This window comes from Viscerimonas tarda (assembly GCF_054601255.1).
This window is the reverse complement of the sequence record NZ_BAAHWV010000011.1, coordinates 1-13,521: the sequence shown is the minus strand read 5'-3', so window position 1 is coordinate 13,521 and position 13,521 is coordinate 1. Positions and strand designations below refer to the sequence as shown.

The 13,521-nt window shown below is 42.8% G+C and carries 11 protein-coding genes; 7 read left to right on the top strand and 4 right to left on the bottom strand.

The features are described from left to right. Positions 1-11 precede the first annotated feature (11 nt). The 3 genes from ACYPWY_RS06405 to ACYPWY_RS06395 are packed head-to-tail and all read right to left on the bottom strand — an operon-like array spanning position 12 to position 2,590. On the bottom strand, positions 12-1,466 hold the full coding sequence (locus tag ACYPWY_RS06405; RefSeq protein ID WP_459684610.1) for an ammonium transporter: 1,455 nt from the start codon (positions 1,464-1,466) through the stop codon (positions 12-14). Positions 1,467-1,495: 29 nt separating this feature from the next. After that, entirely contained in the window at positions 1,496-1,849 is a 354-nt protein-coding gene (locus tag ACYPWY_RS06400; protein ID WP_459684609.1) for a P-II family nitrogen regulator, read from the bottom strand. Positions 1,850-1,867: 18 nt separating this feature from the next. Continuing rightward, a complete protein-coding gene (locus ACYPWY_RS06395; RefSeq protein ID WP_459684608.1) occupies positions 1,868-2,590 on the bottom strand; it encodes a TorF family putative porin in 723 nt (240 codons plus the stop codon). Between the two features lie 466 nt (positions 2,591-3,056). Here ACYPWY_RS06395 and spt point away from each other — a divergent pair, with 466 nt between their 5' ends. The 7 genes from spt (at position 3,057) to hemH (ending at position 11,730) form a co-directional block, all read left to right on the top strand. Next, the gene (gene spt / locus ACYPWY_RS06390; RefSeq protein ID WP_459684607.1) at positions 3,057-4,256 is read left to right on the top strand and encodes a serine palmitoyltransferase; all 1,200 of its coding nucleotides are present in this window, start codon (positions 3,057-3,059) and stop codon (positions 4,254-4,256) included. A gap of 272 nt (positions 4,257-4,528) precedes the next feature. After that, positions 4,529-5,848 (top strand): T9SS type B sorting domain-containing protein, encoded by a 1,320-nt coding sequence (locus tag ACYPWY_RS06385; protein WP_459684606.1) that lies wholly within the window; start codon positions 4,529-4,531, stop codon positions 5,846-5,848. 70 nt (positions 5,849-5,918) lie between these two features. Then, positions 5,919-7,916 carry an NAD-dependent DNA ligase LigA gene (gene ligA / locus ACYPWY_RS06380; RefSeq protein ID WP_459684605.1) on the top strand — a complete coding sequence of 666 codons (1,998 nt, stop codon included), beginning with the start codon at positions 5,919-5,921 and terminating at the stop codon, positions 7,914-7,916. 18 nt (positions 7,917-7,934) lie between these two features. Further along, a complete protein-coding gene (locus ACYPWY_RS06375) occupies positions 7,935-8,018 on the top strand; it encodes an AccI family restriction endonuclease (protein WP_459684693.1) in 84 nt (27 codons plus the stop codon). Beyond that, positions 8,018-9,619, top strand: a complete 1,602-nt coding sequence (locus ACYPWY_RS06370; protein ID WP_459684604.1) for an HsdM family class I SAM-dependent methyltransferase — start codon at positions 8,018-8,020, stop codon at positions 9,617-9,619. Before ACYPWY_RS06375 ends, ACYPWY_RS06370 begins: the two co-directional genes overlap by 1 nt. Positions 9,620-9,769: 150 nt before the next feature. Beyond that, on the top strand, positions 9,770-10,744 hold the full coding sequence (locus tag ACYPWY_RS06365; protein WP_459684603.1) for a type I phosphomannose isomerase catalytic subunit: 975 nt from the start codon (positions 9,770-9,772) through the stop codon (positions 10,742-10,744). Between the two features lie 17 nt (positions 10,745-10,761). Further along, a complete protein-coding gene (hemH, locus tag ACYPWY_RS06360; protein WP_459684602.1) occupies positions 10,762-11,730 on the top strand; it encodes a ferrochelatase in 969 nt (322 codons plus the stop codon). 164 nt (positions 11,731-11,894) lie between these two features. On the opposite strand, the gene ACYPWY_RS06355 is transcribed toward hemH, so the two are convergent. Then, the gene (locus ACYPWY_RS06355; protein WP_459684601.1) at positions 11,895-13,280 is read right to left on the bottom strand and encodes a hypothetical protein; all 1,386 of its coding nucleotides are present in this window, start codon (positions 13,278-13,280) and stop codon (positions 11,895-11,897) included. Positions 13,281-13,521 lie beyond the last annotated feature (241 nt).

Below are 13,521 nucleotides of genomic sequence, written 5' to 3'. Positions count from 1 at the left end.
TCACAGACTGATTAGCTATTGTAAGCTGTTTCACCATGCTCATAAATATCCAGACCTTCTTCTTCTACTCGTTTTTCGACACGGAGACCGAAGAATACATCCAATAATTTGAAGATGACATAGCCCATACCCAATGCCCAAGCGCCAACTACTACGGCTCCGGTTAATTGAGCAAGCAACAAGCTTGCACTACCGCCATAAAGCACACCGCCATCGGTTGCAAAAAATCCTACAAGGACAGTTCCCAAGAATCCGCAAACACCGTGTACGGAAGATGCGCCAACCGGGTCATCAATTTTAAGTACTTGGTCGATAAATTCAACCGAGAATACCATAACAATACCTGCAATAGCTCCGATAATAGTAGCTCCGACAGGCGATACAGCATCGCAACCGGCAGTAATACCTACCAAACCAGCCAATACACCATTCAATGTAAGCGATAAAGACGGTTTTTTGTATTTAGCCCAAGCTACTATCAGCGCCAGAAGACCTCCGGCGCAAGCTGCCAAGTTAGTTGTGAGGAACACATGCGAGATAGCCGTTCTGTTTTCTTCGCCCGATGCAGCCAATTGAGACCCAGGGTTGAATCCGAACCATCCGAACCAAAGGATGAATACACCTAAAGCCGCAATAGTGAGGTTATGGCCGGGTATCGCTTTCGATTTGCCGTCTTTTGTATATTTACCGATACGCGGGCCTAGAATCCAAGCGCCAACCAATGCAATCCAACCACCCACCGAGTGAACGATAGTAGAGCCTGCAAAGTCGTGGAATGTAGCGCCAACGGTAGTCATCATAAAGCCGTCTTCCGCGTCGTTCATCAACCAGCCACCGCCCCAAGTCCAATGTCCTGAGATAGGATAGATGATTACACTGATAAGGATAGTGTAAACGAGGTACATGTGGAATTTGGTACGTTCGGCCATAGCTCCCGAAACAATAGTGGCCGCAGTAGCGCAGAACACTGTTTGGAAAACAAGGAAGCCTTCGATTGGAAGATCAACTACTCCCTCAGCAAAACTGATGTCGAAGAAGTTGGGCATTCCTAAGAAACCTTCGCCACCACATCCAAACATGATGCCAAAACCTACAAAGAAGAACAATAACGAACCCATCATAAAGTCGAGGCAGTTCTTCATCAAAATGTTGGCTGTGTTTTTGGTGCGGGTAAAACCTGCTTCCACCAAGGCAAAACCGGGTTGCATAAAAAACACCAACATGGCAGCCAACAACATCCATACTGTGTCAAGGGAGAGAGCCAGGTCTGTAATAGAATCAAATCCGGCTGTTTCAACGGCTACTTCTTCCACACCGGCATCTGTCGGCACACTGGTTGCAACCGCCTCTACTATTTGGGCAGTATCTTCCTGGGCTTGAATACGCGATACGGAAGAAATAATCATTACCGCAAATACCAGAAAGAGGGCCAATCTCGAATATCTTGTTTTAAAATACTTTTTCATACTCGCTCTAATTTAATGATTCATTCAAATTATTCTTTATCGGAGATATACAATGTAGAATCCCCTCTTTTGCCTGACCGGATGCTGATAGCATCTTCTGCCGGGAATACGAAGATACGGCCATCGCCAACTTCACCTGTTCGTGCCGATTTTTCGATAGCGCTAACGGCTTTTTCCACATTCTGGTCGCGAACAACAATACTGAGGGCGATACGTTCGATAGAACTTGTATCATAAACAACCCCTCTGTATATTCTTTCCTGACGGTCTTTGCCAACACCCCTTACTTCCGAATACGAGAACCACTCTATATCGGCATCGAGGAGAGCTTCTTTAACCTCATCGAATTTTACTTTTCGAATAATCGCTTCGATCTTTTTCATATCTCTACGTGTTTAAAGTTATTTAATAGTAATACCTACCACAAAGTTGATGTCTTCGGATGCTGGATTTACAATAATCTGAGCAAATGCCGGCACACTAAACGAATCGGTTATTTTGATTTCTTTGGATGCACCCAATGCTACATTGACTATTTTTGCATCCGCAACTCCATATACTGCGCTTTCCCAAGGAACTCCACCAACTGATGCCGTTAAATCTGCACCGCCCAACGAGAAAGGATAGGATGCTTCGATGTAGGTAGAAAACGAGTTTTTACCATCTGCTTTCTTGTTGCCTTTGCCCAACACAAATGTGTTCCATGACAAGCTAAGCGGAAAAGATTCGGGTAAGGTATAAGCAAGCGTTGCTTCCAACAAATGACCGCTACCTTCTTCGGGATTAGTGAAATACTTGCTGCCATCGCCGTCCCACCAGTAATCGGTAACTGTTAATCCCAATCCACCTACCGAATAAGAAGCATAAAAGTCAGCTTCTTTGTAACCGCCAAGACCGACAGCAGACAGGTCGGTGAAAGCTGTTGAACCCCATGCACCTAAAGTAAAGCCACCGGCAGAGGCAGACAACGCCGGCTGAATACTTGCACCCGAGCCTTTTGATCCACGCCAGACATAACTACTTACAAGATCGGCCGAAGCGCTAACTTCTACCTGTGCCACTGTTTTACTTGATAAACCTAAACCTAAAAACAATAATCCTAAAACAATCTTTCTACTTTTCATAATCTGTAAATTTAAAAATGTTAATACCTTTTATTTTCTGTCTTAATGTAAATATTACTCGTCTAAAAACGACATATTGTTATTATCTGCTGCAAAGATATGTCAAAATAATTTCATGAAAAAATATTTCATGTACTTTTTTTGTTAAAACTTAAATTTTTATTTCACAATAATCGTAATATCAAACTTTTTGTGTTAAAATGATACTTTTTAGATAAAATGATTTACATATTGATAGTTTGTTTGACTATAAATATAGCTTTTTATAAAAACGATTTAAGGCAAATGTATGCGTAAAAGGAAATCATGTATCGTTGAGCAGAAAATATCCGGTGCAAAAATGAATGAAATATAAATTTTTTAGCTACTTTTGCAACCTGCTTTGGCAAGAAAATATTGTTCAGAGATGAAAGCTATTATTCAATCGGCTGAAGCAGCTTATAGAAATTCAATATACAAAAGTAGTATGAACCTATTAAGAGAAAAGCTTTACCGTTACGATGCAGCCCGTAATGCCAGAGCAGCCGGAATTTATCCTTACTTCAGGGAAATTCAGAGCGATCAGGATACAGAGGTTGTTATTAATGGCCGGAAGGTTTTAATGTTTGGCTCTAATGCCTATCTGGGATTGACCAATCACCCTAAAGTGAAGGAAGCTGCAATAGAGGCAACCCGGAAATACGGCACAGGCATGGCCGGTTCGCGTTTCCTGAACGGCACACTCGACATTCACGTTCAGCTGGAAAGAAAACTGGCTGACTTCGTCGGCAAGGAAGATGCGCTGGTTTATTCCACCGGATTTAATGTAAATCAGGGTGTAGTTGGTTGTATCACAGGCCGCGAGGATTACATTCTGTGGGATGAACTCGATCACGCTTCCATTATCGAAGGCAATCGCGCCTCGCTTTCAAACAAGCTGAAATTCAGGCACAACGATATGGAGTCGCTCGAAAAACAACTGCAACGTTGCGAACCCGACAAGGTGAAACTGATTGTTGTTGACGGCGTTTTCAGCATGGAAGGCGATGTAATAAACCTGCCGGGAGTTGTAGAGCTAGCCAAAAAATACAATGCTAACGTAATGGTGGACGAAGCCCACAGTCTTGGCGTTTTGGGAAGAGACTATAGCGGAAAAGGCGTTTGCGACCAGTTTGGGCTGACAAACGATGTCGATCTTATCATGGCTACATTCAGCAAGTCGCTTGCTTCTATCGGCGGATTTATTGCCGGTGAAGAAGTGATGATAGACTATCTCCGCCACAATTCGAGGCCCTATATCTTCAGCGCCAGCATAACCCCGGGCGCAACAGCAGCAGCCAATGCCGCCTTAGACATATTAATAAGTGAGCCCGAACGTGTTGAGGCTTTGTGGAATATAACCCACTACGCCCTGGATGGATTCCGTGCGATGGGTTGCGAAATAGGACATACTGCCACACCTATTATACCACTATTTATAAGAGACAACGAAAAAACATTCCTGATAACAAAAGCGTTGTTTGAAGACGGAATATTTGTCAATCCGGTTGTTTCGCCTGCCGTAGCGCCCAACGATACGCTGATTCGGTTCTCGCTGATGGCAACACATACAAAAGCTCAGGTGGATTATGCGCTGGACAAAATCGACAGCATATTCCGAAAAATGGGTGTTTTGCCGGAAAAATAAGCCGGTCAAAATACATCAAAATAGTAAAAAAGGGAAGAAAATGACACATTTTCTTCCTTTTTTCTTTCATAACTGCTCAATTTATTATCATTCTTCTTATCTTTGGTTGATAAAAGTTCAAGGCGTCATTATGGGGCTGTCTCATAAGTGTTTTTGAACGCAAATTACGCAGATTACACGAATTATCGCAATTTATTTATTGTTGAAATTCAATTAGATAATGAAAATATATAGCGTAGTTTCCCGTTTAACTAGATAATGAATTAAAGAATATGGGCTGTACAAAGATAAGTAAATACATTTTGTTGCTTTTGGGCTTCTTTTCTGCCATTTTGCCGGTTTCTGCTCAGTTTTCGGTAACAGGAGGCAACGGGAATCCTTATGCTTATGAAAATAGCTATGCATCAACGCATGTTTATTTGTTAAACACATTATCGGGAGCAGCCATCGAATATACGGCCGGTTCGGGATCGGTCAGGTTTTTTAAATACTCGTTGCCCGGTAATGAGGTCGAGATACTGCCTTCATCTGTCAGCGGCAATGTTTACCGGCTAACCGGTATCGAAGACGGTTGGGGTTATATTGCACAAGACAACGACATCCGCTATGCGGTTTGGATTGTAGATTACAGCCGTTATGTGCCGATCTTCAATTCGATTGAGTTTGAAGAAAACAGAGAAGATGACGGTTGCAGCATGAAATTGATTGTGGGAAAAGAAGATACGCCGATGCGGTTTTACGACCTTGCCGGTAGAGCTCATACCGTTGAACGGAAGTACAAAGTGATTTACGAAAACCTGGAATGGGACGAAAGCAATGGAAAGTTTAACCTGAAAAAAGAAGGTGATGCCCCTTATTCCTTTGAAACAGATTATCCCATCGACCCGGCGCCGTTGATGGATAGCGAATTCACCATCCGGGGCGACCAGTTTGCCGAATATTTTGGCATAGCACAAGAAATATCGAAAGCTTACAAAGCCATTGCTGTTGACCCACACTTCCTGGTCAGGCAAATAACCGATGAGGGTGAAATTGAATTGGAAAATGACGAAAACGGTCATATTCCGGCTCCGGCAACCCTCAAATTCTACGGCCTGTTCAATGAGCCGACCACCTCTTTCTACACTTGGTATATTTATTATAAAAACGACAACTACAACGACCCCAATGGCTTTGAGTATAGCTATCCCGACAAGGATTTTACGCATACATTCACACAAGCCGGAAAATACAACATTGTGGTAGAAGTAGCCAGCGAAGGATCGGCTTGTTCTGCCCGGAAACTAATGTATGAATTTAGTATTGCCGAGTCGTATTTAGATGCGCCCAATTTCTTTTCACCCGGCGATTCGCCAGACGTAAACGACGAGTTTAAGGTGAAACATAAATCGTTAATAAAATTCAAATGTTCCATCTTCAATCGTTGGGGCAACAAGATTTATGAGTTTAACGACCCCGACAAAGGCTGGGACGGGAAGTATAACGGAAAATTGGTGAATCCGGGCGTCTATTTCTACGTGATAGATGCACTCGGATCGGATGGTATCAAGTATAAAAAAGGCGGCGACATAAATATTGTACGAAGCCGCTGAATACTGAATACTAGGTACCAGAGCCCGATTTCTTTTTTTTAAACCAGCCTGATTTTAAAATTGAATGCATATGGACTCTCCTAAGATTAGATTAGAAGAATTAAGGAAAGAACTGGACAGGCATAATTACAATTATTATGTATTGTCGAATCCGGTAATCCCGGATTTTGAGTTCGACCGGCTGATGGCGGAATTGTCAGGATTAGAGGCTGAATATCCTGAATATGCCGACCCCAACTCGCCCACTCAACGTGTGGGAAGTGATGTGAACAAAAATTTTAAGCAAGTGGAGCATCGCTATCCGATGTTGTCGCTTTCCAATACCTATTCGGAAGGCGAAGTAAATGATTTCTACAATCGGGTAAAAAAAGACCTGAACGATGATTTTGAGATTGTTTGCGAACTGAAATACGATGGCGCCTCCATTTCGCTGACCTACGTGGATGGAAAACTGACACAGGCCATTACCCGCGGCGATGGAGTTAAAGGGGACGATGTAACGGCGAATATCCGTACCATTCGCAGTGTGCCATTGAGCTTGCAGGGGGACGATTATCCGGCGGAGTTTGAAATCAGGGGCGAAATTGTGTTGCCCTGGAAAGTTTTTGAAGAACTGAACCGCGAACGTGCCGAACAAGAAGAACAGCTTTTTGCCAATCCACGCAATGCCGGTTCCGGAACCCTAAAGCAACTCGACCCCAAAATAGTGGCATCGCGCAAACTCGATTCGTACCTCTATTACCTGCTGGGCGAAGACTTGCCTGCCGACAAGCATTACGAAAACCTGATGAAAGCCCGTGAATGGGGCTTCAAAATATCGGATGCCATGTGCAAATGCAAAACGGTGGAGGAAGTATTCGCTTTTATAAAATATTGGGGCGCCGAGCGAAAGAATCTGCCTGTTGCAACCGATGGAATTGTGTTGAAGGTGAATTCATTGGCTCAACAACGTAACTTGGGTTATACCTCCAAGTTTCCCCGTTGGGCGATTGCCTACAAGTTTCCGGCCGAAAAACAGCTCACCCGTTTGCTTTCGGTGTCGTATCAGGTTGGACGCACCGGCGCCGTCACTCCTGTTGCCAATCTGGAACCTGTGCAATTGTCGGGAACTACGGTAAAACGGGCATCACTCTACAATGCCGACGCCATCGAAGCGCTCGATTTGCATATCGGCGACATGGTTTATGTGGAAAAAGGCGGCGAAATTATTCCTAAAATTACGAGCGTAGATGCTTCTTTCCGCGATATGTTCAGCGAAAAAGTGGTCTTCATCGAAAAATGTCCCGAATGTGGAACAAGCCTTATCCGGGACGGAGGCGAAGCGATTTATTATTGCCCCAATGATATGGGATGCCCTCCGCAGATAAAAGGGCGGATTGAGCATTTTATCACCCGCAAAGCAATGGATATAAATGCGGGGGAAGAAACGGTTGATGCATTTTTCAAAGCCGGATTGATACACAATGTGGGCGATTTATATGAACTCGACATTCATCAGATTTTGACTTTGGAACGTTGGGCAGAGAAAAGTGCACGCAACTTGCTCGAAAGCATACGCGAATCGAAGAAAATACCGTTTGAGCGAGTGTTGTATGCTTTGGGAATACGCTACGTTGGCGAAACCGGCGCCAAGAAACTGGCTGCCGCTTTTCCGAATATAGATTTGCTGATGGCTGCCAATGCCGGACAACTGATTCAGGTGGACGAAATAGGCGAGCGTATTGCAGCAAGTGTAGTTTCGTTCTTTCAAAACGACGAAAACAAGCAACTCGTTGAAAAGTTACGCAATTTCGGCCTGCAATTTGAACTGAGTCGCCAAGTATTGGCGCAACGCACAAACAAACTCGAAGGAAAAACAATTGTGATAAGCGGAACGTTTGATAAACACTCCCGCGACGAATACAAGGATATGATAGAGATGAACGGTGGGAAAAACAGCGGGTCGATTTCGGCAAAAACCGATTTTGTACTCGCCGGAGAGAATATGGGACCGGCAAAATTAGAAAAAGCAGAAAAATCAGGCATCCCGATTTTGAATGAAGATGATTTTTTGAAAATGCTGGAATAGCAGCTATGCAGGAGATTATTGTTTTATGTAACATTCAAAGGAGGAACAGCTTATCTTGATATTGAGAATTTAAAAGCTATTTTAGGTGCGAGTGAGTTTTAATGAAAGCAAAAGAAAAACATATTGACAACACAATAGAAAGCGATTATTCAAAATCAATTTCGTTGGAACACCGTAAAAAGTTTGCACAATTTTTCACGCCATTGCCTGTTGCCGAATTAATGGCAAAATGGCTTCTTGGCAACGAAAATCTGAAAACGGTGTTGGAACCGGCATTCGGATTAGGTATATTTTCAAGAGTGTTGCTATCGCAAAAAAGCGACATTCAAATTAAAGGTTTTGAGATAGATAGCACCATTCTTGCTCAATCAAAAGCTCAGTTTGCCGATGCCAGAAACATCAATCTGCTGCTGCAAGATTATATGTACAACGATTGGCAAAACAAATACGATGGAATAATATGTAATCCACCCTATTTCAAGTTCCACGATTACGATAACAAAAACATACTGAAAGAGATAGAGAACCATTTGGCATGTAAATTAAACGGTTTCACTAATCTTTACACCTTGTTTCTGCTGAAATCCATACATCAACTAAAGCCTAACGGACGTTGCGCCTATATCATTCCTTCGGAATTTCTCAACTCCGATTACGGAAAGCTGGTCAAACGTTATCTTATCCAAACAGGCTCGCTCAGGCATATTATTGTTATTGATTTTGAGGAAAATGTGTTTGACGATGCACTTACTACCGCTTCTATTATTCTTTGCGCCAACGATAACTTGACGGACAAAGTACAATTCAGTAATATACAATCGCTAAACGACTTAAATAAGATAGAAGAATTAATTTCCGAATATCCGAACTTGCAAAATGCAGTAAACACTTTCCGGTTTTCCGAATTAGATCCTGATATTAAATGGAAAGCCTATTATCAAACTCAGAATGGACATAAATTTAGAAATCTTGTTCCATTTTCGACTTACGCTAAGGTAGTTCGAGGTATTGCAACAGGTGCAAATGACTACTTCACATTCAGTTTGTCAAAAGCAAAAGAATATGCCATTGACGAATGTTTTTTATTGCCCTGTATTTGTCGGGCAATTGATGTAAAGGACTCTCTTTTTACCCAATCCGATTTTGAAGAATTAAAGAATAACGACAAAAATATTTTCCTTCTGAATGCAGTAAAAGCGAACGACGAAAGCGTAGTGAAATACATAAAGAAAGGTGAAGTAGAAAAAATTGATAAAAAATACTTAACAGGAAATCGAAAGCCCTGGTATTCATTGGAAAATCGTCCACCTGCCCCAATATGGGTATCTGTCTTCAACCGCACGGGTTTACGTTTTATCCGCAACGAAGCCAAGGTTGCCAATCTAACAACTTTTCATTGTATCTATCCAAATGCAACCAATTTATTTTCAGATAGAAACATTGATTTTCTGTTTGCCTATCTTTTAACAGACACAGCAAGACAACTATTTGAGGACAACAGCCGTGAATATGGCAATGGCCTTCAAAAGTTTGAACCAAACGACATAAACAAAGGGAAAATGCTCGACCTGGCCTTATTGCCCGAAAAGAGTAAGGATAAAATTATTGATTTGTATTACCAGTTTAAAGGCATGAAATGTGATAGCAAAAGTCGGTCAATAATTAGTGAGATTGATAATATACTTGTTGAGAAATTTGCATGAGATAAGCTCATGTCTTATTTCTAAGGCCAATCTATATACTATTAGAACTTGAAAATGCTGGAATAGCAGCTATGCAAAGGTTTTTATTGCTATCTTTGTATGGCGGTACGTGTGTTTTGTAAATTAAAGTGAATCTAAAATTAGAAAGTAATGAGTTTATATCCGTTAAAATTTAAGCCAATCCTTAAAACAATTATTTGGGGAGGTTCGGAAATTTGCAAATTTAAAGGTGTTGAACCACAGCTGGATGGCGTGGGCGAGAGTTGGGAAATATCGAGTGTTGAAAACAATATTTCGGTAGTTGATAACGGCGCATTGGAAGGCCACAATCTCGAAGACCTGATTGTTGAATACAAAGAAAAACTGGTCGGCAAGAAGAATTACGACCGTTTTGGAAAAACATTTCCACTCCTCATCAAGTTTATTGATGCCAAAGATAACCTGTCGATACAGGTACACCCCGATGATGCATTGGCAAAAGTTCGCCACAACTCTTTCGGGAAAACCGAAATGTGGTATGTGATTGACGCCGCGAAAGATGCGTTCTTATACGCCGGATTTAAAAAGCAAATGACGCCGGATTCGTATGTGAAAAGTATTGAGGACAACACATTTATTGATTATCTGGCAAAACACGACGTGAAAAAGGGAGACGTATTTTTCCTTCCCGCCGGACGTGTTCACGCTATCGGCGCCGGAACATTTATTGCCGAAATACAACAAACCTCGAACATCACCTACCGCATTTACGACTACAACCGGAAAGATGCAAGCGGCAACTCGCGCGAACTGCATACCGAACTGGCAAAAGATGCCATTGATTACAAGCTCTACGACAGTTACAAGAGCGACTACAAAGCCGAAAAAAACAAGCCGGTAGAACTGGAATCCTGCCAATATTTTACGACCAATGTATTGGATAGCAACAAAAAACTGGAGCGCGATTATTCCAGCATCGACTCGTTCGTTATTTATATTTGCATGGGTGGTAGTTGTTCTGTTACCGACAATAACGGAAACAGCCTGAGCCTGAAACAGGGCGAAAGTGTTCTTATTCCGGCTGACACCAGTACAATAAGCATTGAACCGCAACAGGGAGTGTTGTTGTTGGAGACCTGCGTCTGAAAATTGAAAAGCGAAGAATGAGAGGTGTATTAATACTGAATGTCGGGAGCCCCGAAACAAAGGACAAGGAAAAGGTGAAACAATTTATCGGGGAAATGCTTTCCGATCCGCTTGTTCTGACCGTTTCCTGCAAATTCAGGGATATTCTGGCCAAAAAGATAATTGCGCCTTGTCGCGCCTCGCGTTCTGCCGCCAAGTATTCACTTATTTGGGACAATGAGCACAACACGCCTCCGCTCGTCTATCATTCGCAGATGCTGGCGAACAAAATAAAAGAAGAAACAGGATTGTGCGTAGAAATAGCCATGCGTTATGGGAACCCTCAAATTCCGGACGCATTGCAAAGGTTGGAAGCATGTTGTCCGGCATTGCACGAAGTGGTTGTTGTGCCGATGTTTCCGCAGTACGCCGAATCGTCGTATCAGACAGCAATAGATGCCGTGGGGCAGTATTTTTTTAAACAGCCCTACCCTTTCAAGCTGAAAATACTGGAACCTTTTTACAACGACATGGCTTATATACAAGCCTTGTCTGCCAGTCTGAAACCTTTTGTAACAAAACCTTACGACCGGTTGATTTTCAGTTTTCACAGCCTGCCGCTCAGCCACGAGCAAAGAGCGCGGAAGAAAGGAAAGCAGTTCGATTATGTTTACCAGATAAAAGAATCTATCCGGCTGGTAAGCAAAGAATTGGGAATCGACCCCAAGAAAAACAGGGTCGTTTACTCATCGGCAATGGGCAAAAAATGGCTCGAGCCGGGGCTGAATAGCGCCATGAAAACAATGCCCGGCGAAGGCGTAAAAAAAGTAATAGTAGTCTGCCCCGGATTCCCCGCCGACAACCTCGAAACCCTGTACGATGTGAATATCAAGGCAAAAGAAATCTTCCTCGAAAACGGCGGCGAAGAATTTAGCTTCGTACCCTGTCTGGATAGCGAAAGTTATTGGGTAAATGCTGTTATTAAGATGGTTACACGGAAGATTTAGGGAGTAATGATTAAAGCATAGAACCATTCCAATTCGTTACAAACGATTGGAAACATGTCAGGACTAATCTCATTATCAGGGGCAGACACACAGGTCTGCCCTACGAAACCATTCGTAACCAATCGGGCAACCGTAAGGGGTTGTCCCTGCAAACTCCGGTTACATCAGATGTCCTTCAGTAACTGTATATAAACATTTGTCAACATTACCTGTGCGCGTCCCGAACCATCGCTATGCGGATGGAATCCATCGGGAAACCAGCATTGAACGAGTGTCAGGTCGCCGGTATTTGGGTCGGGGTCGTATTTGTAAACTTCGGGGTACAGGTTGGATGTGCCCGGTACCCAAACTTTCGACAAGCCTGTTAATTTGTACGAAGGCAAAACGATAACACCTAATTTTTCGCCCAAATCTTCTTGTGCGTCCACAATTTCGGCTGCCCCAAAAATCTCCATCGTATTGTCATAGTGCGTTGCAATGGCAATTTTAGTGCGGAAATCTTCCCTCCTGATTTGGTCAATAAGGTAGGCCATAGCCCCGTAGAACGTATCTCTGTTAAGTGTTGCAATATCATCTGCTGTTCCTATAACATCGCCCCTGTCGTTAAATCCGTGGTCGATTACAACCAGGTCAACCTTGTTGTCGCCGGACAGGTAGGGCAGTAATTTTCGCTCGAAACTCGCATTCCGTGCTATTTCCAGTTGGTCTGCCGTGCAAATATCGCCCCAAGTGGCCTCTTTTTCGGCAATTGTTTGCGAAAGGCCGTGCAAGCGGTGAATATCCGACCAATCGCCGGCAATTGGATTTGTGGGGTTGCGTTCGCCAAAGCGGGCAAAGCTTGCACCTAATGCCTGATTGGTACAAGTTGCACCCAATGCCTCACAGCTTCGTGTGGGATATTGGCCACTCTCAGGGATGGAAGTTCCGAGCCACAATACTTTTTTGCCTTTCAACCAAACAGTTGGCGCCACAAATACAGTACTGCGTATATTTGCGGCGGAATCAACCAATGCTGCTTTTGTTGCTAAAGCGCTCAAATCTTGGTCGCCGGTGTTCGTCCCTGACAGATTGTTTAAATTAGTAATGTGCATGTCTGTGATATTCATGGCAGCAGAAACACTAAAAACAGGATCTGTTTCGGAAATTGTCCCAGTAATGTTTTCAGCCGTCTTCGCATGCAAGGCGTAAGGAACTGTTAACAACTGGCTCGTTCCGGATATTGCATAATTCGTGCCTCCGGCAGGATCCGTTTCTGTTTTTACAAAATAGATGCCGTCAGCCCAATTGATGTTTCTAAAATCTAATGAACCACCTATTTCTAAACTAATCAACCCATTCGAGTTTGTTGTGGATAAATAAGTTTGCTCATAAACAGCTATCCCTGTCTCAGTCCCCTTCAAAATACTTATTTTTACTCCGACCGGTTTGTTTTTGACCGATTCGTTATTTGCATCGCGAATCACTGCTTGATAGCTCATTTTATCAGGAGTTTGAGCAAGTATTGGCAACAGTAAAACAGCCGCAAATAATATGGATAATAATCTTTTCATGGTCGTCATTTTTTTATAATTCTGAATGTTTTAATCCCTAACTCCGCAAAAATTTAGGTAGTTTTAGCAAAAAAGTGGCATAAACATTTGGATATTCCACTTTTTTGTTGTAGCTTTGTGCTACCTAAATAGGTTGCATTATGTATTTACCGGAATGGATTCAACAGTTCAAGGAGCCTTTGACGGAAATCAGGCTCATCAACGGTACTTTTTACAAGTATCAAGTAAAGTATGTCTATGA